This window comes from Paraburkholderia sp. GAS41 (assembly GCF_050436545.1).
Lineage (GTDB): Bacteria > Pseudomonadota > Gammaproteobacteria > Burkholderiales > Burkholderiaceae > Paraburkholderia.
Window position 1 is genome coordinate 142,223 of the sequence record NZ_JBNDMK010000001.1, and the last position, 21,165, is coordinate 163,387.

The following is a 21,165-nucleotide window of genomic DNA, read 5'->3' on the forward strand; positions in this document are numbered from 1 at the left end:
TCTCGGGACAAACAGCCATTGCCAGCGCGCGCGGCCTGTTTTAACGTTGGGCGGATCATCATTTCCCTGCCGTGTCATGTTCGTCCCTACCGATGCTCCCTCGCCGTTCCAGTTGCGCAAAGCCAGCATGGACGACTTCGCTTTTGCCGAAGCGCTGACCCGCAACAACATGGAGGGCTACTACCATCGGCATCATCTCGTCTGGCGCAGCGATCTGTTTCTCGGTAGCTGGCGCGAGTCGGAAAATTACATCCTCGAATTCGACGGCCAGCCGGTCGGCGTGTTGCGCTTAACGGAAGAGGGCGATTCGCTGCATATTCGCGACGTCCAGATTGCCGACGGCTTCCGGCGCCGTGGTGCGGGCACCTATCTGCTCGACATGTCGCATCAATGGGCCCGCGAGCGTGGCCTGCGCGAACTGCAACTGCGCGTGTTCGTCGACAATCCCGCGGCACGGCTCTATCTGCGCATGGGCTACAAGCTCGCTGGGCCGCGCCTCGCGCAACTCGGCGCGATCCGGCATCTCGCGCGGCGGGTCTAGAACGCCGCGACGTGGCCGCCTTCGCCAGCGGTCTGCGCTTCCCCTTCAATCTCACGACGCTCTACACCGCGCTCGATGAAGGCCCGCGGACTCTTGCCGAACGCGCGCCGGAACATCGCTGAAAAGGCGCTCTGGCTCTGATAGCCCAACTCCCGCGCCACGTGTGCGAGCGGCCGGCCCTGGCTGAGCAGCGGAATCGCGCGGGCGAGCAGCGCCTGCTGACGCCATTGCGAAAAGCTCACCCCGAGTTCCTGACGAAACAGCCGCGCAATCGTGCGGGTACTGGCGCCGACACTCGCCGCCCACTGTTCGAGCGAATCGGCGTTGGCAGGGTCTGCAATCACGGCTTCGCATAGCGCCCGCAGGCGCTTTTCGTTCGGCATCGGCACGGATAACGGCAACGGCTGCGAACGCGTCAGTTCGTCTAGCGCGAGGGCGCCGAGCACCTGTTCGCGGCTTGCGGAGAGATCGGACATATCGAGTGCGGCGATCACCTCGCGCAACAGGTTCGAGACCTCGACGACGCGGCATGTATCGAGCCCGGGCGGCACGACGTTCTCGTCGATGTACAGCGTGCGCAGAAACGCATCTTCGACGATCACCACTTCGTGGGTGACATGCGGCGGCACCCAGATTGCGCGCGAGGGCGGCACCATCCAGTTGGTGCCCGGCGTGCCGATGCGCAGCACGCCGCGTGAGGCATACGCGACCTGGGCCCACGCGTGGGTGTGACGCGCGATGCGTACGCCGGCCGGCATGGGCCGCGAGCGCACGCGAATCGGATGCGTGCCGGTTGGCGCGGCCTCAGGCGGAAGGTCGGAGAATTCGACTTGCGTGAAGGGGGCGGCAGCGGCGGACCGGTTCATGACGTGAACACCTGGCGGAACCTTGAACGGTAAAGTGGTTCCCATTGTAGGGCGTTGCGCGGGTTGCGGTCGCGCGGCGCATAATGCGTCCGAGCGGCGTTGTCCCCTGGGCGTGACCCTGCGCTTTGTGAGGCGCGTCGCTCAAGCCGCATTCATGGGGTCGTACAAGCCCCGCTCATTCCATGGAGAGGAACCCGTCCGATGAAGGTTTTCGTGTATGGCACCCTGCGGGCCGGCGAGGTCAACGACATCAGCGGCGCCGCCGCGCGCCACGACATCGCGGAGCCGACATGGCTTGGCACGGCCAGCGTGCTTGGGCATCTATTCGACTTCGGCGCCTATCCGGGGCTGGTGCTCGACGAGGCCGGGGTGCCAGTGTGTGGCGACGTCTATGAAATCGAGCCGGAGCTGATCGCCGTGCTCGATGAGATCGAAGAGGTTTATCCGGGTGTCGAGGGACTGTTCGTGGCCCACGAGATCACGGTCGAAGTCGACGGCGTCGCGATGGTGTGCCGTTTTTATCCGGTGCCGAAAAGTGCGGTGAAGGGCTTGCCTGAAATCCGCTCGGGCGACTGGGTGGCGCATCAGCGTTCGCGGTAAGCACGCGGTCTAGAAGGTTGGCACGCCGAAGTATTGCCATGCCGCGTTTGTTCGGCTTCAAGAGCGGCTTCATGAGCGGCCAGCACAGCGCCAAAAAACGGCCCGGCAAGCGTGAGCCTGCCAGGCCGTGCGGTCGGTCAATCTTGCGGCCTGCACCGCTTCATCACAAAGCGGCGCGGGTGCCTCGTGACGCAAGGGCGTCGGTCGTGAGCCCTCGTGTCCCCGCGGCACGGCTCATGCCGCGCCTCAGATTTCCTCGTAGAGCGGCAGCGTCAGGAAGTCGGTGAACTGCTCCGAGGTGGACATTTCCTCGAAGATTTCCGCCGCGCGATCGTACGGCTGCGTGTCGCCGCCCACCGCCTGTTTCACCTTCGCCAGTTCCTGCTTCGACAGTTCGCGCACCAGCGCGGCGGTGACCTTGCGGCCGTCGTCGAGCGCGCCCTTCGGCGAGCGGATCCATTGCCACACCTGCGAGCGCGAGATTTCCGCCGTCGCCGCGTCTTCCATCAGATTGTGGATCGGCACGCAGCCATTGCCTGCCAGCCACGAACCGAGGTAGTGAATGCCGACGTTGATGTTGTTGCGCAGACCCGCTTCGGTGATCGGCGCCTCCGGACGGAAATCCATCAGGTCCTTCGCGCTCACTTCGACGTCGGCGCGTTGCTTGCCGATCTGGTTCGGACGTTCGCCCAGCACCTTGACGAACTCTTCCATTGCGATCGGCACGAGACCCGGGTGCGCGACCCAGCCGCCGTCGTAGCCGTCACCCGCATCGCGCGCCTTGTCCGAGCGCACACCGCCCATGGCGCGGTCATTGGCTGTCGGGTCGTTCTTGATCGGAATCAGCGCGCTCATGCCGCCAATGGCCGGCGCATGGCGATGGTGGCAGGTCTTGAGCAACAGCAACGCATAAGCGCGCATGAAGGGCGAGGTCATGGTGATCTGGGAGCGGTCGGCGAGGCAGAAATCCTTGTCACTCCTGAACTTCTTGATGGCCGAAAAGATGTAGTCCCAGCGGCCGGCATTCAGACCCGAGCTATGTTCACGCAGTTCGTAAAGGATCTCGTCCATTTCGAACGCGGCGAGGATCGTTTCGATCAGCACGGTAGCGCGGATCGTGCCGCGCGGCACGCCAACCGCTTCCTGTGCCGCGACGAAAATATCGTTCCACAGGCGCGCTTCCAGATGGCTCTCCATCTTCGGCAGATAGAAGTAGGGGCCCGAGCCGCGTGCGATCAGTTCCTTCGCGTTATGGAACAGGTACAGCGCGAAATCGAAAATGCCGCCGCTGACACGCTGGCCGTCCACCGTGACATGCTTTTCGTCGAGGTGCCAGCCGCGCGGACGCACGATCAGCGTGGCGACCTTGTCGTTTAGCTGGTACGACTTGCCGTTCTGTTCCAGCGAGATGGTGCGGCGTACCGCGTCCTTCAGATTGATGTGACCGGTGATCTGGTTGTCCCAGCTCGGCGCGTTCGAATCCTCGAAGTCGGTCATGTACGAATCCGCGCCCGAATTCAGCGCGTTGATGATCATCTTGCGCTCGACCGGGCCGGTGATTTCCACGCGCCGGCGTTGCAGATCCTGCGGCAGCGGCGCGATCTTCCAGTCGCCTGCGCGGATGCTCTTCGTCTCGACGAGGAAGTCGGGACGCTCACCGGCGTCGAGCCGCGCGGTGCGTTCGACGCGCGCTTTCAGCAGCGCCTGGCGGCGCGGCTCGAACGTGCGATGCAACGCCGCGACGAGTTCGAGCGCCTCGCGCGTCAGGATGGTTTCGTAGCCCGGCTTGATGTCAGCCGAGATTGCCATGCCCTGCGGCCACTGCGACGATGAAAGCGGATTTGCCATGTTTTTTCCTTGGTCGGTCGGATTGCAAAGATGCAAGTGTTCAGGTGCGGTTGAAAGGCGGTCGAATGACGCCGGGTTGCTGCGGACTGCGTTGCCTGCGTCCATGAATGAGGCGCTTGCCGTCATACGCCAGGGCTGTGGCGCGTGCGGCTCGTGCTGCGTTCGGGCGTTGCGAGGGCTTGCAGAAAAACGAGCAGGTCGTTCATGCCCCCGCCCGTGCCATGTGGCGTGACGCCCAGCTCTTCAGCGGGAACGCGTTGCCGGTTGAGCCAGAAAGTCGTGTAGCCGAACCAGTTCGCGCCGCTCGCGTCCCAGCCGTTCGACGACACGAAGACGATTTCGCGCGGCTGCGCGCCGAACGCCTGAGTGCCGAGCGCATAGGCCGCGGGCGCCGGTTTGTAGGCGCGCACCGTGTCGACCGAGAGGACATGGTCGAACAGTCCGCTCATGCCGGCGCTCTTCACGGCGATGTCGAGCATCTGCGGATTGCCGTTCGAGAGGATGGCGAGACCGAGCGGAGCCGCCTGGGTGCCTTGATCGCTGCGCCTGTCTTCGGCGGCTTTGGCTGCTTCGACTGGCTGGGTGCGTGGCTCACGTAGGCGGCGCAACGCGGGCACCGCATCCGGGAACGCCGACAGGCAGGCGTATTCGTCCATCAGACGCTTTTCCGCCGCACGATTGAGCGTCAGGCCGAGCTTGTGAGCGGTGAAGCGCAGCGCGTCGAGCGTGATGTTCCAGAACGGCTGGTAGCGGGCACCCGCCGGATCGGCCAGGGTGCGCAACTGCGTGTATTCGATCTGTTTTTGCCGCCACAACTGCGAGAGCGCGTCGCCTTGACCCGGAAACATCTGCTCCGCGGCGGCGACGACCGAGTGCACGTCGAACAACGTGCCGTAGGCATCGAAAATCACTGCTTTTGGGAAAGGTGCCGTTATGGCCGACATTGCCGTGCGCTCCTGTTCGAGGTCCAACAAATTGTATTAGTGATGTCGTACGCTAAAAAAGAGGCTAAACATCACTTGATCTTTTACTTTCATCCACCTAATCTGGCGCGCATTGCCACTCTTGGTGCGCGCTGTTTCGTGCGAGGCCCGGGCCGCCGCGCGTGCAGCGCCTCGCTTTCTCATGGACCGATTCAAGCAGATCGAAACCTTTGTCGCGGTCGCGGCCAAAGGCAGCCTGTCGGCGGCGGCTCAGGCCGAAGGCGTGGCGCCGGCTATCATCGGCCGCCGCATCGACGCGCTCGAAGAGCGGCTGGGCGTCAAGCTGCTGGTGCGCACCACCCGCAAGATCACGCTGACCTTCGAAGGTTCGGCGTTCCTCGAAGACTGCCAGCGCGTCATTCACGACATGCAGAACGCGGAAGCGAGCGTCTCGGCAGGCGGCGTGAAGGCGAGCGGCCACCTGCGCCTGTCGGCGCCGGCCGGGTTCGGGCGGCGGCACGTTGCGCCGCTGGTGCCGGCCTTCACCGTCGCGCATCCGGACGTCTCGATCACGCTCGATCTGTCCGACCGCCTCGTGGATCTGGTCAACGAAGGCTTCGACTGCGCGGTCCGGCTGGGGGAGTTGCCCGACTCGTCGCTGGTGTCGCTGCGTCTGGGCGAAAACCGTCGCGTGTGCGTGGCTTCGCCCGCCTATCTGACACGCCGCGGCGCGCCGCAAAGCCTCGCCGATCTGGCGCACCACAACTGTCTGGCGCTGGGCGCGAGCGCCAACCAGCAACGCGGCTGGATGTTCCAGCAGGGCGACAAGGTGGTCTCCATCAAGGTCTCCGGCACGATGGAATGCTCGGACGGCGCAGTGCTGCATGAGTGGTGTCTCGAGGGCTACGGCCTCGCGTGGCGCTCCTGGTGGGAAGTGGGCACGGATATCGCCGCCGGCCGCCTCGTCAGCGTGCTCGACGAGTTTGCCGCGCCGCCCATCGGCATTCACGCCGTGTTCCCGCAGCGCCGCCATCTGCCGCTGCGCGTGCGACTCTTTCTGGACTTTCTCAAGCATACCTACGGTCAGCCCGGTTATTGGGGGTGAGGGTGGCGCGTGCCGCGTGACTTTCGCGCGGGTTTCCGATATGCGGACAGACCCGCACGCGGACGCCAGGTCCTTTCAGGCGCACTACAATCGATTGGGAGGATCCGCGAGGCGTTGGCCGTGGTCGCGCCGCTCGCCTAGTCCGGGTCCAGCCGCAGCCGACGACGGAGGCACCATGTTCAAGCACATCCTCGTTCCGACCGATGGTTCAGATCTGTCCCGCAAAGCGATCGAAGGTGCAATCGATCTCGCCCAGGCCGTCGGCGCACGCGTCACGGCGTATGCCTGCTTGCCGCAATATCCCTATTCGCCGTTCTCCGAGGTGGTGATCGAGCCGCCCGGCGACTTCCTGGAACGCAGCGAGCGCGAGGCGCGCGTGCATCTGCAGGAGGTCGAGTGGGCGGGCCGACACGTGGGCGTGGTCGTCACGAGCCGCACCAGCGTGCACCCTTCGCCTTATCTCGGCATCATCGAGGCGGCGGAGAAGGGTGGCTGCGACGTGATCTTCATGGCCTCGCACGGACGCCGCGGACTGGGCAGCCTGCTGATCGGCAGCGAGACGCAGCGGGTGCTCACGCATACGAAGATTCCGGTGATCGTTTATCGCTGAGGCGGCCTTGCCGCGTCGCCGCACGGGGTTGGTGTGTGGATACGTCAAGGCGCCGCCGGTCAGGTCGAGGCCTGACCCTGCACGCCATGCCACGCCACGCCGCAAAAAAAACGCGCCGGCCTTCGTAGCTGAGGCCGGCGCGCCGTCTGGCTGACGGCACGGTCCTGTGTGCCGCTTCCCTTTCTCTCAGATCCCAGTCCACGGGGCCTGTCCGGAGGACATTTGCGTCCTGCCTGCAGGCCCTCTGCGGCTGATTGGCACCTCCCTGGTCGCGGCCCTCTGGCGGGGCCGTTTTCCGACTGTCCTGCTACCGCCACGCTGGCGCGTTTTCAGGCTGCTGCGAGATTTTTTTAAGACCCTGAAACGCGGCTTCAGCGATGTTTCAAGGCGATTCAAGCCACCTTTTTGTCGAAGAACTGCTCGTCTTCCGTCGAACCGTGCAGCGCGGTCGTCGACGCTTCGCGTTCGACCGTTTGCGTCACGGCGTCGAAGTAGCCCGTGCCGACTTCACGCTGGTGCTTCACGGCGGTGAAGCCCTTTTCGGCGGCCGCGAACTCGGCCTGCTGCATTTCGACGAACGCGCTCATCTGCGTGCGGGCGTACCCGTGCGCGAGGTTGAACATGGAGTAGTTCAGCGCGTGGAAGCCGGCCAGCGTGATGAACTGGAACTTGTAGCCCATCGCGCCGAGTTCTTTCTGGAACTTGGCGATCGTCGCGTCGTCGAGATTCTTTTTCCAGTTGAACGACGGCGAGCAGTTGTACGAGAGCAGCTTGCCCGGGAATTCCTTATGAATCGCCTCGGCGAATTTCTTCGCGAACTCGAGATCCGGCTTGCCGGTTTCGCACCAGATCATGTCGGCGTATGGCGCGTAGGCGAGGCCGCGCGAAATGGCCTGCTCGATACCCGGCTTCGTGCGATAGAAACCTTCGACGGTGCGCTCGCCGGTCAGGAACGGCTTGTCGTTGTCGTCGATGTCCGACGTGACGAGGTCAGCGGCTTCCGCATCGGTGCGGGCGAGCAGGACGGTCGGCGTGCCGGAGACGTCGGCGGCGAGACGCGCAGCGGTGAGCTTGGCGATGTTTTCGCGGGTCGGCACGAGGACCTTGCCGCCCATGTGGCCGCACTTCTTCACGGAAGCGAGCTGGTCTTCGAAGTGCACGCCTGAAGCGCCGGCTTCGATCATGGCCTTCATCAGTTCAAAGGCATTCAGCACACCGCCGAAACCGGCTTCGGCGTCCGCCACGATCGGCGCGAAGTAGTCGATATAGCCTTCGTCGCTCGGATTCTTGCCTTCCGACCACTGGATCTGGTCGGCGCGCGTCAGCGTGTTGTTGATGCGCTTGACGACGAGCGGCACCGAATTGGCCGGGTACAGCGACTGGTCCGGGTACATTTCACCGGCGACGTTGGCATCGCCCGCCACCTGCCAGCCAGACAGATAGATCGCCTTGAGGCCGGCCTTGACCTGCTGCATGGCCTGGTTGCCGGTCAACGCGCCGAGCGAGTTCACGAACGGCTCGTTGTTGACGCTTTCCCACAGCTTTTCGGCGCCGCGTTTGGCGAGCGTGTGCTCAACCGCCACTGAACCGCGCAGACGCACCACGTCTTCGGCGCTATAGGTGCGCTTGATGCCTTTCCAGCGCGGGTCGGTTTCCCATTGTTGCTGGAGTTGCTGCGCTTGTTGTTGGCGGGACGTCATGGTGTGCTCCTTGTTTGCCTGGATAGTGGATCGGTGAACCCTGTCTTCTCGAAACGGTTGGCCGGGAAGGCGTTTCGTTTCGTGAAGTCTTGTATAAGAGTCTAGGCAAATCGAGGGTCGCGCAATAGACACCTGCTACGCATTGCGTCGGATTTTTATGTGTTTTAAATCAACGGTTTATTGGCGTTGTTCCGCATTGAGAAATGCTATTTCCCCTGCTGCAACGAGGCTCGTTGTGCCACGCAACACGATTTTTTACGAGGCAAAAAAATTTTTCATATCGTGAAATATTGTGTGCGACCCGCTGCGGACGAAAAAAAACCGGTGCATGAGCACCGGTTTCTTCTGATATGCGGATGGCCGAGGCCGCCCGTGGTCGTCTTTGAGCTAGCTGCTGGCTATCCGGATCTGCTTAGGGTCCCGATAACCGCCAGGCAGGGCTTGATGCTGCCCATGGCCTGGCTGGCTGCCTATTAGCTGCCGCGACGCGGCGTACGCGGACCGTCGCTGCGGCGCGCGCCGTAGCCACCGTCACGCGAGCCGCCGTAGCCTTCACGCGAGCCGCTGTAGCCTTCACGCGAGCCGCCGCCAGCCGACTTACCGGCCCAGCCGCCGCCGTTGCCGCTACCGCTGCGCGCGCCGCCGCCGTTACCGCTTCCGGCCGGCTTGCCAGCCCCGCTGCCGCTACCGAAGCGACGGCCACCGCCGCCATTGCCACCGCCCGGACGGCCACGGCCGCCAAAGCCCGGACGGCCATTGCCCGACGGAGCCGATTTGCGCGGTTCGAAGCCTTCGACGACGTTGACCGGCAGCGGAGTACGCACGAAACGTTCGATGCGCTTCAACGCGCCTTGCTCGGCGTGATGCACGAGGCTCACGGCGATGCCCGAGCGGCCAGCACGGCCGGTACGGCCGATACGGTGCACGTAGTCTTCAGCGAACTTCGGCAGATCGTAGTTGAACACGTGCGTGATGCCGGGGATGTCGATACCGCGAGCGGCCACGTCCGTTGCCACCAGCACGCGCACACGGCGCTCGCGCAGGGCGCGGATCGTGCGGTTACGTGCGCCTTGCGGCAGGTCGCCGTGCAGGGCGGCCGATTCGAAACCAGCATCGGCCAGACGGCCGGCCAGTTGGTCCGCGTCCATCTTGGTTGCGGTGAAGACGATAGCCTGATCGAGGCCTTCGCCGCGCAGCAGATGGTCGAGCAGACGGTCCTTGTGATCGCGGTCGTCGACGTAGTGGACGGTTTGCGCGATGTTGGTGCGCTGCTCCATGCGCTGGACGATCTCGATACGTTCCGGATCCTTCAGCAGGCGGCCAGTCAGCGAGCTGATCTTGCCGTCGAGCGTAGCCGAGAACAGCATGGTTTGACGCGTGGCCGGCGTCGCGGCGACGATCGTTTCGATGTCTTCGATGAAGCCCATGTCCAGCATACGGTCAGCTTCGTCGAGCACGAGGATCTGCAGTTGCGACAGGTCGATACGGCCGCGTTCCAGATGGTCGATCAGACGGCCCGGCGTGGCCACCAGGATTTCCGGGTTCTTGGCCAGCAGCATCAGCTGTTGACCGTACGCCACGCCACCGAGAATGCTGACGGTGCGCAGGCGCTTGAGATGCTTGCCGTACGTGGCAGCGGCGGTCGTGACCTGCATCGCGAGTTCGCGGGTCGGCGTCAGGACCAGCATGGTCGGACGGGCAACCGGTTGCGGACGACGGGTGCGGGCGCCGTCAGCCGGACGCGGTTCGCGCGGTTGGCTGGCTTGCGCCTTTTGCAGTTGCGAGAAACGCTCGATGGCCGGCAGCATGAACGCGGCGGTCTTGCCCGAACCCGTGGGGCTCGAGACCATCAGATCGCGACCGGCGATGCCGGCGGGGATTGCGCGTTGCTGAACCGGAGTCGGAGTCTGGTAGCCAGCGGCGGTCAGCGCGGAAACGACATCCGGGGACAGACCGAGCGACGCGAACGACGGGCCGGCCGGTGCGGCGGCTTCAGCGGCAACGGCTGCCGGTGCTGCAGCAACTGCTGCGGCTTGTACCGGTGCGTCGGCGAGACCGAGGGCTTGGTCGGCGATGGCGTTCAACGGGCTGCTGGGGGTATTGCTCGAAGTCATGAGAATCCTTGAAACGATCCTGGGTGATGCACGGAATAAATACGTCGGCGCCAATCGGCATACCCAAGTCGTCGGATTCAGCGAGCAAAGAAGCAGCGAGCAAATCGAAAAACGGGGGCAGCTCGCGACAGTCAAGGCGAGCTTTTTGTTAGAAGCTGTATCGGTTGCGACATGCCAACACGGCGTGCCGCCAGCCTGGTACATGATCGCCCGTAGGGGGCTAGGCAGGAGGGGACAGGTTCTAAACTGGATTGGAGCAAAACGCTACGAGGCGCTGCGCCGCAAAGGCCGCTAGAAGAAAGCCGGGCAAAGCAGTGAAGCGCAGGCAGCATTGTATAGGCTTTTGCTGCACCGCGCCACAATTAAGACATTTCCGTGAAGCAAAACGTCGTTGTCAGCTAGTTTGTGCGCCAGTCTTAAGCTGAGGCGCCGCTTTTTAGCGATTCGACCAGTTCGACATATTGCTGCTTGGCGGCGTCCTGCGAGGTGCCCTTGAGCGCTGCCCAGGCGTCGTACTTGTATTTACCGACGATGTCCGTGAAGCCCGGCTTGTCGCCGTGCACGTCGCCCTTGGTGGACTGCTTGTAGAGCGCATACAGACGCAGCAGCGTCAGGTTGCCCGGGCGTTCCGGCAGTTGTTGCACCTCTTCGTGGGCTTTTGCGAATTGCGCGTCGACGTCGCTCATGTTTTCTCCGTGGCAATTTCAGGATTGGGTCGACGATCATAACAAGCGCGCTCCTTCGGTGGGTCGAAGCAGGCCCGAACGATCCTTCCAAACGACGCCGGTGAGCCGCGCGGCCGGTCATGTTGCGAGCGGCGTCCCGCGCGTCGGCAGTGCGCTGGGTGTCCGGCAAAGCGGGGCGTCGCATTACAATAGCGGGCATGACCCGAACTGTGCTGCTTGCCCTCGATACGTCGACCGAATTCTGCTCGGTGGCGCTTCTGTCCGCCGCGCCCGTCGCAGCGGGCGCTTCTGCCTCCGCCACATCTGACGATCCGCGCACCTGGGTGCGTCACGAAGCGACGGGCGCCGTCTCCAGCACGCGCCTGTTGCCGGCGATTCGCGAACTGTTCGACGAAGCCGGCCTCGCGCTGGCCGATTGCGACGCGATCGCGTTCGGTGCCGGTCCCGGCTCGTTCACCGGTCTGCGCACGGCAACCGGCGTGGCACAGGGACTCGCCTTCGGCCTGAATTGCCCGGTCGTGCCGATCGGCACGCTGCTCGCCTGCGCCGAGAGCGTGCGTCTGCGCGATCCCGCGGTCCGGCGTGTCGTGGCGGCACTCGACGCCCGTATGGACGAAGTCTATTGGGCCGACTTTGCGTGGGATGAAGCCGCCCGCGAATGGCGCACCGTCCAACCGGCCTCGCTCAGTGCGCCGGACCGGCTGAGCCTGCCGGACGTGCCGTTTACGCTGGCTGGAAATGCCGCTGCCGTGTTCGGTGCGCGGCTGGCAGCCAGCGCGGTGGCGCAGGCTGTCGACGGCGAAGCGCTGCCGCACGCGTTGCCGCTGGCTTTTGCGGCGCTGCGTGCACTGCGCGCCGGGCGTACCGTACCGGCTGAACTTGCCGCGCCCGAATACGTGCGCGACAAGGTGGCCCAAACCACGGCGGAACGCATGGCTGAGAAGGCCGTCAAGGCTGCGGCCCACGCCGGACCTCAGGGTGAGGGCGGACAATGAGCGGCGTGTTGCTGGCGGACCGCTACATGTCGCCAATGACCGAAGGGGATCTCGACGAGGTCGCGATCATCGAGAAAGCGGCCTATGAGTTTCCGTGGAGCCGCGGCAATTTCGAGGACTCGCTGCGCAACGGCTATTTCGGCATCTGCCTGCGCCACGTGAGCGGCACCTTGATCGGCTACTGCGTGCTGATGCCGGTCGTCGACGAAATGCATCTGCTGAATCTCTGCGTGGCGCCCCTCGCGCAGGGCGCGGGCGCTGGCCTGTCGCTGCTGCGCGAAGCGGTACGCGTGACGCGCAATGAGAAACTCGACGGGCTGTTGCTCGAAGTGCGGCCGTCGAATCATCGGGCCATCCGGCTTTATGAACGCTTCGGCTTTGCTTCGATAGGCCGTCGCAAGAACTACTATCCGGCGCGACATCGCAGCCGGGAGGACGCCATCGTGATGCGTTTTTCGTTTGCCAGGGAGGGCGCAGATGGCGCTGCATGAGTCTGTATGGGAAGAATTGGGCCTCGCGCCGAGGTGGGTAAGGCGCGGGATGGGGCAGGAGGCTGCCGGCGAGGCTGCGGCTTCGGCTGTGGCGCTTGAGACGGTCAGTGGCGGCGCTGGTGCGCCACATGCGTCCGCCGCGCCGGGTGATGACGAGCGCAAGCGCGCCACGCCGCCACACGCGGAAGGCGGCCGTGCGCCGGCTTCCCGCCCCACGCTGCCGACGCAGCCAACCCCCGCCGAAAACTCCCGGGCCACGGCGCCGACGCAGCCAACCTCCGCCGCGCCGGCTTCCCGGCCGACGCCGCCAACGCGCTCAACCCCCGCCGAACCCTCCAGCGCCACGCCGCCGCCCGACGACGATTTCGCCTGGTTCGACGACCTGCCGGCTCATGCGCCGGCAGACGCGCGCGCAGTCCCGGTCGAGCCCGTTGAAGCGTCGCTCCAGACCCTCGACTGGGATGCCCTCGCCGAACGCGTGGCCGCCTGCGAGCGCTGCCGCCTGTGCGAGAAGCGGACCAACACGGTGTTCGGTGTCGGCGATCGCCAGGCCGACTGGATGCTGATCGGCGAGGCGCCCGGCGAAAACGAGGATCGTCAGGGCGAGCCGTTTGTCGGCCAGGCCGGCAAGCTGCTCGACAACATGCTGCGCTCGCTGACGCTCGCGCGCGACACTAACGTCTACATCGCCAACGTCATCAAATGCCGGCCACCGGGCAACCGCAATCCTGAGCCGGATGAAGTCGCGCGCTGCGAGCCGTATTTGCAGCGTCAGGTCGCGCTCGTCAAACCGAAGCTGATCGTCGCGCTGGGCCGTTTCGCCGCGCAGAGCCTGCTGAAAACCGACGCGAGCATCTCGTCACTGCGTGGCCGCGTGCACGCTTATGAAGGCGTGCCGGTCATCGTCACCTATCACCCGGCCTATTTGCTGCGCAGTTTGCCCGACAAGGCCAAGGCGTGGACCGATCTGTGTCTCGCGCGCGATACCTGGCTGAAGGCGGACACGGACGCGGGCGCGGCGGCCGGCTAATGAGCGCGCAAGGGCCGGCAGCGTCGCCCGCCGCTGTGCCGCTCGCACACTGGGAAGCGCTGCGCGAGCCGGCGGTGCGCGATCTCGCATGGTTGCTGTTCAGTGCCGATCTGTTGCATGCGCAACCACCGGTCGGGATGCTGGCAAGCGCGTTCGAGACGGAACACGAGCGCGCCGCGACACTCGCCTGGCTGTTCGCACTGGACGCCGATCCCGCTGAACTGAACCGCGAACTCACGGCGGCGCGCATCACGCGTCTTGGCCGTTACGCGGAATGGCTGCTCGGGTGGTTTCTGCAGCATGGTCCAGCGGCGCGTCTCATCGCGGCGAATGTGCCGCTGCGGCGCGCGGGGCTGACTCTGGGTGAATGCGATTTTCTGGTGCAGACTCAGGCAGGGCGGCGTCTGCATTGGGAACTGGCCGTCAAATGCTATCTGCACGCCGGCGCGGGACGAGCGCTACTGGCCGATTACGTCGGCCCCAATCTGCAGGACCGCTTCGATCTGAAACTGACCCACGTGCTCGATCATCAGTTGCCGCTCAGCGCCCGCGAGGAATTCGCCACGCTGGGACATGCGGGGCCGTGGGAGCCGCAGATGTTCATCAAGGGCTGGCTGTTCTACCCGCACAGTGAGACGACGGGCGATCCCGCCGAAATCGATCCGGCCCATGCGCGCGGCTGGTGGGTCACACGCACGGACTGGCCGGCTTTTGCCGCTGGACATGCACAGGCATGGCGGGTGTTGCCGCGGCTCGAATGGCTCGCGCCGCGCCGGCATGTAGCGGGGGCGGCGGAAATTGCGGGTATCGAGTTCGTCGCTGCGGACATCTTGAGCGAGCGCGTCGCGCATCAAAACGGCCCGACCATGGTGGCGGCTTTTTATCTCGACGATGCCAGCCGTTGGGTCGAGCGCTCACGCGGCTTTATCGTGCCGAACGGCTGGCCGGAGAAAGCGCAGGCGTTCGCGCGGCAGTGAACGTCATGCGCTGGGACGCGCGCGTAGCGGGTCGCTGGCCGTTAGCCCAGATCACTCAAACCAGCCACCACGCGTTTCACCACCAGCGATAAAAATGATGCACCGGCCCGACGCCATGACCGACGTCGAGTTGATCGCTCGTCTGCAGCGCACCAGTCAGATAAGTTTTGGCATCGGTGACTGCGCTCGCCAGATCCGCGCGTTGCGGAATCAGCGCTGCAATCGACGACGACAGTGTGCAGCCCGTGCCATGCGTGTTCTTCACCGGCACGCGCGCTGCGTACAGACGCAACGTGCCGCTGTCCTGCACGAGCCAGTCGGGACTGTCGGCGGCGGCGAGGTGGCCGCCTTTCATCAGCACGGCACGCGCGCCGAGTGCGCGCAAGGCTTCACCTTGTTCGATCATGCCGGCCTCGTCAGTGGCGGGCGCGACGCCCAGCAGCGCGGCCGCTTCCGGCAGGTTCGGTGTCAGGAGGTCGGCGAGCGGCAGCAACTCGTCGCGCACCACGGCCACCGCGTCGGGTGCGAGCAGCGCGTGATTGCTCTTGGAGATCATCACCGTATCGAGCACGACGTGCTTCGGCCGGTAACGCCGCAGCGCGTCAGCGACGGCGCGTGCGACCTGCGCATTGGCCAGCATGCCGATCTTCACCGCATCGATACGGATATCGTCGAACACCGCGTCGAGCTGCGCGGTGATAAAGGCCGGCTCGGGCGTATGAATCGCCGTGACGCCGCGCGTGTTCTGGGCCGTCAACGCGGTAATGACGCTCGCGCCATACGCGCCGAGCGCCGAAAAGGCCTTGAGGTCGGCCTGAATGCCGGCACCGCCGCCGGAGTCGGAACCGGCGATCGTCAGGACGTTGGGAATCGGTTGTGTCATGGAGAGGCTGCAAAGAAAGAAGCGCGGGTGCGACGCGCATCCCGCATGCGGCAATCGGCTTCGTCGCAAGCGTGCGCTAGCGTAGCGCGTCGAACAGGTGCGTCAGTGTTTCACTTCGCCGATCAGGGCGACCGAATCGAACGCGCGCTGGTTGGCCTGGTGGCGCCGCATCACGAACCACATCATCACGCAAACGAAGGTGCCGAACAGCACGATTACGGCCGATACCGGCACATCGAGCCACACCAGCACCGCGTAAAGACACAGCATCACGAGCACCGAAAGGTTCTCGTTAAAGTTCTGCACGGCGATCGAGTGTCCCGCCGACAGCAGCACGTGGCCGCGATGCTGCAGCAACGCATTCATCGGGACGACGAAAAATCCGGACAAGCCGCCGACGATCATCAGGAACAGGTAAGCGAAGATCAGATAGCCCGACACTCGCACGTGGCCGATGTGCAGGCCCCAATGCGCGGGAAACAGCGATCGCGTGTAGAACGCCATCAGCATCACTGCGATGCCCATCATGATGCCGACCGGCAGCACCGAGAGCGACTTCTTGAGCGGTATGCGCGAAGCGGCGAAGATCGCCCCCGCGGCCACGCCGACGGCCACGATCGCCTGCAGGATCGCGCCTTCCGAGAGCGACATGCCGAGCGAGACTTCCGCCCATTTCAGCACGATGAACTGCAAGGTGGCGCCGGCGCCCCAGAAGAGCGTCGTGACGGCGAGCGAGATCTGGCCGAGCTTGTCGCGCCAGAGAATCAGGAAGCAGTCCGCAAAATCGGTGACGAGCTTGATCGGGCCGCGTTCCTGTTTCGGATAGCGCGCGCCGGTATCGGGAATACGCAGATTGAAAAGCGCGGCAATCACATAGATTGCCATGATGACGAGCATCGCCGCTTCGGCCGGCGTGTCGACGGTGGGAATATGGTGCCTGAGGATGTGCGACGCGATATGCGGGCTGATCAGCGCACCGCCTAATACGGTGCCGAGAATGATCGAACCGACGGTCGTGCCTTCGATCCAGCCGTTCGCCGCGACGAGCCGGTCAGGCGGCAGCAGTTCGGTAAGGATGCCGTACTTGGCAGGGGAATACGCGGCGGCGCCGAAGCCGACAATGCCGTACGCAATCAGCGGATGCGCGCCGACCAGCATCGTGAAGCAGCCGACCACCTTGATGGTGTTGGTGACGAACATCACGCGTCCTTTCGGACGGGAGTCGGCAAAGGCGCCGACAAAGGCAGCGAGAACGACGTACGACAGCACAAAGAACAGCTTGAGCAGCGGTGTCATCCAGTTCGGGGCGTGGAGGTCTTTCAGCAGTGCAATCGCAGCGATCAGAAGCGCATTGTCGGCCAGCGACGAAAAAAACTGCGCGGCCATGATGGTGTAAAAACCTTTTTTCATCTGATGCGATGCTGTCCTCGCTGCGGTCCGTCCGCCCCGGCCGTGTGCAAGGCGTCCGGGCTTATTCCGTTCGAAATGGGTTGTGCGCACGGCTTTATATCACGAAAATAGCTGGATTCGGACTAGCAGAATCCTTGATCGCACCGCCCAGTGGGCTGCTGAGCACTGAAAACGCACTGTAAGCTCCTGATTCACAAGCGTCTTTACGAAAACTTCCCATGCCGCGCCCCCTCTCAGCCACGATTCACACCGCTGCACTCGCCAACAATCTCGCTGTCGCCCGCCGTTACGCCCGTACCTCTAAAATCTGGGCCGTCGTGAAGGCCAATGCCTATGGGCATGGCCTTGCCCGTGTATTTCCCGGGCTGCGCGCAACCGACGGCTTTGGCTTGCTGGACCTCGAAGAAGCCGTGAAGTTGCGTGAATTGGGTTGGGCCGGGCCGATTTTGTTGCTGGAAGGCTTTTTCCGTCCGACGGATATCGACGTGATCGACCGCTACAGCCTGAGCACGGCGCTGCATTCGGACGAACAGTTGCGCATGCTGGAAATGGCGCGCCTGTCGAAGCCGGTCAATATCCAGCTGAAGATGAATACCGGCATGAACCGCCTCGGCTACACGCCGGAGCGCTTCCGGGCGGCGTGGGAACGCGCGCGTGCCTGTCAGGGCGTCGGCCAGATCACGCTGATGACGCATTTCTCGGACGCGGATGGCGAGCGGGGCGTCGCCTGGCAGATGGAAACCTTTGAGCGCGGCGCGCAGGGCATCGCGGGGGCGCGCAGCCTCGCCAATTCGGCGGCCACGCTGTGGCACCCGGCGTCGCATTTTGACTGGGTGCGCCCGGGCATCATCCTGTACGGCGCGTCGCCGTCGGGCGACCGGGGCGCAATCGACGGCACGGGCCTGCAGCCGGCCATGACGCTTGCCTCGGAGTTGATCGCGGTGCAGAACATCGCCGAGGGTCAGACCGTGGGATACGGCTCGACCTTCAGGGCGCGCGGCCCGATGCGAATTGGCGTGGTGGCATGTGGCTATGCGGACGGCTATCCGCGAGTCGCGCCGGAAGGCACGCCGGTGATCGTCGATGGCGTGCGTACGCGGATCGTCGGCCGGGTGTCGATGGACATGCTGACGGTCGATCTGACGCCCTGTCCGACGGCCAATATCGGCTCGCGCGTCGAATTGTGGGGCAACACACTGCCCATTGACGACGTGGCGCAGGCCTGCGGCACGATCGGCTACGAGCTGATGTGCGCGGTGGCGCCGCGCGTGCCGGTGCGCGCCGAATAGCGCTGAACCAGGGCTGATTCGGCGTCGAATGGGCGTCGAACGGACGTTGAACGGACGTCGCGGTCAGGGTTCGGCGTGCCGTACGGTCATATATCAAACCAGACGATCACACCGCATACAAATAACAGGCAAGGGCGCGTGGCTAAACAGAAGACGATGTACACCTGCACCGAATGTGGCGGGCAGGCACCCAAGTGGCAGGGGCAGTGCCCGGCATGTCAGGCGTGGAACACGTTGGTGGAGACGGTGGCCGAATCGCCGTCCGCGCACCGTTTTCAATCGCTTGCGAAGAGCGCACCGGTACAGCGCCTCGCGGATATCGAAGCGTCGGATGTGCCGCGCTTTTCCACCGGCGTCAGCGAATTCGATCGCGTGCTGGGCGGCGGGCTGGTGCCGGGCGGCGTGGTGCTGATCGGCGGCGATCCGGGGATCGGCAAATCGACGCTGCTGCTCCAGTCGCTCGGGGAAATCGCCCAGGAGCGGCGCGCGCTGTATATCAGCGGCGAGGAATCGGCGGCGCAGATTGCCTTGCGGGCGCAACGGCTGTCGCTGCTCGACACGGGTTCCAAGGCGAGCGAACTCAGGCTTCTCGCCGAAATCCAGCTTGAAAAAATCCAGGCGACGATCGAGAGCGAACGGCCCGACGTGGCGGTGATCGACTCGATCCAGACGGTCTATTCCGAGGCGCTGACCTCGGCGCCCGGTTCAGTGGCCCAGGTGCGCGAGTGCGCGGCGCAACTGACGCGCATCGCCAAGCAGTCGGGCACCGCGATCATCATGGTCGGCCACGTGACCAAGGAAGGCAATCTGGCCGGCCCGCGCGTGCTCGAGCATATCGTCGATACGGTGCTGTATTTCGAAGGCGACACGCACTCGTCGTTCCGCCTGGTGCGGGCGTTCAAGAACCGTTTCGGCGCGGTCAACGAACTGGGCGTGTTCGCGATGACCGAGCGGGGTCTGCGTGGCGTGGCCAACCCGTCGGCGCTATTTCTCTCGCAGCATGAGCAGATCGTGCCGGGCTCGTGCGTGCTGGTGACACAGGAGGGTTCGCGGCCCTTGCTGGTCGAAGTGCAGGCGCTGGTGGATGCCGCCAACGTGCCGAATCCGCGGCGTCTGGCGGTGGGACTCGAACAGAACCGCCTGGCGATGCTGCTCGCGGTGCTGCACCGGCACGCCGGCATCGCCTGCTTCGATCAGGACGTGTTTCTGAATGCCGTGGGCGGGGTCAAGATCACCGAGCCGGCCGCCGACCTCGCGGTGCTGCTCGCGATCCACTCGTCGATGCGTAACAAGGCGCTGCCGAAGGGGCTGATCGTGTTCGGCGAAGTGGGGCTGGCAGGCGAAATCCGCCCGTCGCCGCGCGGCCAGGACCGGCTCAAGGAAGCCGCCAAGCTGGGCTTCTCGATCGCGCTGATTCCCAAGGCGAATGCGCCGAAGCAGCCTATCGACGGCCTGGAGGTCATTGCTGTCGACCGGCTCGAACAGGCGATCGACCGGATCAGGACCCTCGAGTAGGCGCACTTTGCGGCCCATTTAGACAGCGCTGGCTGCGTAATGCTCCGTAAATAACGTGGCCGCGCCTGTAACCCACGCAACGCGCGTATTCCCTAAGCTGGGCGGGTCTGCCATCCCTCTCAAGCGGAAAAGGATCGCGCCTTGAAACAGTCTCATGAAACCCTCACCGAGCGTCCGATGCAGGTGCGCGGCTGCCGCGTCTCCGAGCCCATCCGCCAGCCGTGGGGCGGAGCGTGCCGGATCGTCGAGTGGATCGATACCACTGGCCAGATCTCGCGTCGCGTCGTCGCTGAAAACGTGACGGCGGATGAAGTGCGTGCCACCATCGACCGCCACGTCGAAGGTCGTAAATACATGTTGTACGACGACGAAAGCGCGCCGCGGCAGACGCTGCCACGGCGTTAGGGTCGCCTGCCTGCAGGCCGGCCATCCTGCCGCCGTCATGGGCGTGGCTTGCTGCGGCAGGCTGATCCGCTGGCCATGCGTTCTACTGCGTCAGACCGTCTGCTTCGTCCGGTGCTTCGGTCTCGCCGAGATCGGCATGCGCGTTGAAGAGCGGATGCTGCGCCGCTTCCGCGGCCGTCAATACTGGCGACACGCAGCAATCGAGCGGTTCCAGCAAGCGCACCCAGTCTTCCAGTGGCCGGCTCGCAATCAGGCCGGCAAGGTCCTGCGTCAACGCGACGGCATCGGGGCCGCCGATTGCCTGTCCGACGCTCCAGTGCCGGAAGGCCCATTCCGGGCGGTCGAGCGAATGACATAGCGTTTCCCAGAATTTGAGTTCGAGTGCCGCAACCGCGAGCCAACGTCCATCCTGCGTACGGTAGAGGTTGTAGCAGGCCACGCCGCCGTTCAGCAGACCGTCGCCGGCGGACGGCGCGGCGCCGTCGTTGGCGAGCGAGACCTGGGCTACGAAATTGTTCGCGTGGCTGGCGTGCGTCATGGAAACGTCGACGAAGCGGCCGTTGCCGCCGCGCGCGACTTGCCACAGCGCGGCGAGAATCTGCGCGACCGCGCTGGCGGCGCCGCCCAGCAGATCGGCAATCTGGAAGTTCGGCAGGATCGGCGCGCCGTCACGATTGGCGAGTTGTTCGAGCACGCCCGCGTAGGCGATGTAGTTCAGGTCGTGTCCGGCGTGTCCGGCGAACGGGCCGGTTGAACCATAGCCGCTGATTGCGCAATAGACGAGTTTCGGATTGAGCGCGCTGAGGGTTTCGTAGCCGATGCCGAGCCGGTCCATCACGCCAGGCCGGAAACTCTCGATCAGCACGTCGGTTTCCCGCGCCAGCGCACGCAGTACCGTGCGTCCCGCTTCCGATTTGAGATCGAGCCGGGTCTCGCGCTTGCCGCGGTTGACCATCCGGTAGAAGACGCCGGGGCGGCCGGCGACGCGATCGCTGGATGCCTGCAGCATGGTACGGGTCGGGTCGCCGGCGCCGGGCGCTTCGATCTTCAGGACGTCCGCGCCCATTTCCGCGAGGCGCAGAGCCGCGACGGGGCCGGGCAACAGGCGCGTCAGATCGAGTACGCGCAGACCTTGCAATGCAGCGGGAGACGTCAAAGCCAACCTCTCTCTCAGGGT

Annotated in this window: 21 protein-coding genes; 12 read left to right on the forward strand and 9 right to left on the reverse strand. The window is 64.6% G+C overall.

Annotated features, from left to right (window positions below):
* The first annotated feature begins 76 nt into the window (after positions 1 to 76).
* On the forward strand, positions 77 to 541 hold the full coding sequence (locus P3T43_RS00635) for a GNAT family N-acetyltransferase (RefSeq protein ID WP_429279096.1): 465 nt from the start codon (positions 77 to 79) through the stop codon (positions 539 to 541).
* Here P3T43_RS00635 and P3T43_RS00640 read toward each other — a convergent pair.
* Positions 538 to 1,407 carry an AraC family transcriptional regulator gene (locus tag P3T43_RS00640; protein ID WP_429279097.1) on the reverse strand — a complete coding sequence of 290 codons (870 nt, stop codon included), beginning with the start codon at positions 1,405 to 1,407 and terminating at the stop codon, positions 538 to 540. The two genes, P3T43_RS00635 and P3T43_RS00640, sit on opposite strands and share 4 nt — an antisense overlap.
* Positions 1,408 to 1,608: 201 nt before the next feature.
* On the opposite strand from P3T43_RS00640, the gene P3T43_RS00645 reads away from it, so the two are divergent.
* Positions 1,609 to 2,007: a gamma-glutamylcyclotransferase family protein gene (locus tag P3T43_RS00645; RefSeq protein ID WP_429279098.1), complete on the forward strand. Its 399-nt coding sequence runs from the start codon at positions 1,609 to 1,611 to the stop codon at positions 2,005 to 2,007.
* A 246-nt stretch (positions 2,008 to 2,253) separates the two neighbouring features.
* Here the strand turns inward: P3T43_RS00645 and aceB are convergent, their stop codons facing one another.
* Both aceB and P3T43_RS00655 read right to left on the reverse strand, forming a co-directional pair.
* Positions 2,254 to 3,855: a malate synthase A gene (gene aceB / locus P3T43_RS00650; RefSeq protein ID WP_429279099.1), complete on the reverse strand. Its 1,602-nt coding sequence runs from the start codon at positions 3,853 to 3,855 to the stop codon at positions 2,254 to 2,256.
* 122 nt (positions 3,856 to 3,977) lie between these two features.
* A complete protein-coding gene (locus P3T43_RS00655) occupies positions 3,978 to 4,799 on the reverse strand; it encodes a (S)-2-haloacid dehalogenase (RefSeq protein ID WP_429279100.1) in 822 nt (273 codons plus the stop codon).
* A gap of 181 nt (positions 4,800 to 4,980) precedes the next feature.
* Here P3T43_RS00655 and P3T43_RS00660 point away from each other — a divergent pair, with 181 nt between their 5' ends.
* Positions 4,981 to 5,883 carry a LysR family transcriptional regulator gene (locus tag P3T43_RS00660; RefSeq protein ID WP_429279101.1) on the forward strand — a complete coding sequence of 301 codons (903 nt, stop codon included), beginning with the start codon at positions 4,981 to 4,983 and terminating at the stop codon, positions 5,881 to 5,883.
* A 175-nt stretch (positions 5,884 to 6,058) separates the two neighbouring features.
* Positions 6,059 to 6,493 (forward strand): universal stress protein, encoded by a 435-nt coding sequence (locus P3T43_RS00665; RefSeq protein WP_429279102.1) that lies wholly within the window; start codon positions 6,059 to 6,061, stop codon positions 6,491 to 6,493.
* Between the two features lie 392 nt (positions 6,494 to 6,885).
* Here the strand turns inward: P3T43_RS00665 and aceA are convergent, their stop codons facing one another.
* Together aceA and P3T43_RS00675 are read right to left on the reverse strand one after the other, a co-directional pair.
* A complete protein-coding gene (gene aceA / locus P3T43_RS00670; protein ID WP_429279103.1) occupies positions 6,886 to 8,193 on the reverse strand; it encodes an isocitrate lyase in 1,308 nt (435 codons plus the stop codon).
* Positions 8,194 to 8,666: 473 nt separating this feature from the next.
* A complete protein-coding gene (locus P3T43_RS00675; RefSeq protein ID WP_429279104.1) occupies positions 8,667 to 10,307 on the reverse strand; it encodes a DEAD/DEAH box helicase in 1,641 nt (546 codons plus the stop codon).
* Here P3T43_RS00675 and P3T43_RS00680 point away from each other — a divergent pair.
* On the forward strand, positions 10,306 to 10,602 hold the full coding sequence (locus P3T43_RS00680; protein WP_429279105.1) for a hypothetical protein: 297 nt from the start codon (positions 10,306 to 10,308) through the stop codon (positions 10,600 to 10,602). The genes P3T43_RS00675 and P3T43_RS00680 overlap by 2 nt on opposite strands.
* 121 nt (positions 10,603 to 10,723) lie before the next feature.
* Here the strand turns inward: P3T43_RS00680 and P3T43_RS00685 are convergent, their stop codons facing one another.
* A complete protein-coding gene (locus P3T43_RS00685; protein WP_429267558.1) occupies positions 10,724 to 10,993 on the reverse strand; it encodes an acyl-CoA-binding protein in 270 nt (89 codons plus the stop codon).
* A gap of 197 nt (positions 10,994 to 11,190) precedes the next feature.
* Between P3T43_RS00685 and tsaB the strand changes: the two genes are divergently transcribed.
* From tsaB to P3T43_RS00705, 4 genes are read left to right on the forward strand one after another with little or no spacing between them, the layout of a single operon-like run.
* Positions 11,191 to 11,988, forward strand: a complete 798-nt coding sequence (tsaB, locus tag P3T43_RS00690; RefSeq protein WP_429279106.1) for a tRNA (adenosine(37)-N6)-threonylcarbamoyltransferase complex dimerization subunit type 1 TsaB — start codon at positions 11,191 to 11,193, stop codon at positions 11,986 to 11,988.
* Positions 11,985 to 12,479: a ribosomal protein S18-alanine N-acetyltransferase gene (gene rimI / locus P3T43_RS00695; protein ID WP_429279107.1), complete on the forward strand. Its 495-nt coding sequence runs from the start codon at positions 11,985 to 11,987 to the stop codon at positions 12,477 to 12,479. The genes tsaB and rimI overlap by 4 nt, the downstream gene beginning before the upstream one ends.
* Positions 12,466 to 13,509, forward strand: a complete 1,044-nt coding sequence (locus P3T43_RS00700; protein WP_429279108.1) for a uracil-DNA glycosylase family protein — start codon at positions 12,466 to 12,468, stop codon at positions 13,507 to 13,509. Before rimI ends, P3T43_RS00700 begins: the two co-directional genes overlap by 14 nt.
* Complete coding sequence (locus P3T43_RS00705; RefSeq protein ID WP_429279109.1) at positions 13,509 to 14,486, forward strand: DUF1853 family protein; 978 nt, start codon at positions 13,509 to 13,511, stop codon at positions 14,484 to 14,486. Before P3T43_RS00700 ends, P3T43_RS00705 begins: the two co-directional genes overlap by 1 nt.
* Before the next feature lie 76 nt (positions 14,487 to 14,562).
* Here the strand turns inward: P3T43_RS00705 and thiD are convergent, their stop codons facing one another.
* Both thiD and lplT read right to left on the reverse strand, forming a co-directional pair.
* Positions 14,563 to 15,369, reverse strand: a complete 807-nt coding sequence (gene thiD / locus P3T43_RS00710) for a bifunctional hydroxymethylpyrimidine kinase/phosphomethylpyrimidine kinase (protein ID WP_429279110.1) — start codon at positions 15,367 to 15,369, stop codon at positions 14,563 to 14,565.
* 102 nt (positions 15,370 to 15,471) lie between these two features.
* On the reverse strand, positions 15,472 to 16,779 hold the full coding sequence (gene lplT / locus P3T43_RS00715) for a lysophospholipid transporter LplT (RefSeq protein WP_429279111.1): 1,308 nt from the start codon (positions 16,777 to 16,779) through the stop codon (positions 15,472 to 15,474).
* Positions 16,780 to 16,997: 218 nt separating this feature from the next.
* Between lplT and alr the strand changes: the two genes are divergently transcribed.
* From alr to P3T43_RS00730, 3 genes are all read left to right on the forward strand, one after another.
* On the forward strand, positions 16,998 to 18,068 hold the full coding sequence (alr, locus tag P3T43_RS00720; RefSeq protein ID WP_429279112.1) for an alanine racemase: 1,071 nt from the start codon (positions 16,998 to 17,000) through the stop codon (positions 18,066 to 18,068).
* Positions 18,069 to 18,206: 138 nt separating this feature from the next.
* Entirely contained in the window at positions 18,207 to 19,583 is a 1,377-nt protein-coding gene (radA, locus tag P3T43_RS00725) for a DNA repair protein RadA (RefSeq protein ID WP_429279113.1), read from the forward strand.
* A gap of 141 nt (positions 19,584 to 19,724) precedes the next feature.
* Positions 19,725 to 19,988, forward strand: a complete 264-nt coding sequence (locus tag P3T43_RS00730; RefSeq protein ID WP_429279114.1) for a DUF2866 domain-containing protein — start codon at positions 19,725 to 19,727, stop codon at positions 19,986 to 19,988.
* 82 nt (positions 19,989 to 20,070) lie between these two features.
* On the opposite strand, the gene P3T43_RS00735 is transcribed toward P3T43_RS00730, so the two are convergent.
* Positions 20,071 to 21,126 carry a CaiB/BaiF CoA transferase family protein gene (locus tag P3T43_RS00735; protein WP_429279575.1) on the reverse strand — a complete coding sequence of 352 codons (1,056 nt, stop codon included), beginning with the start codon at positions 21,124 to 21,126 and terminating at the stop codon, positions 20,071 to 20,073.
* Positions 21,127 to 21,165: the final 39 nt, after the last annotated feature.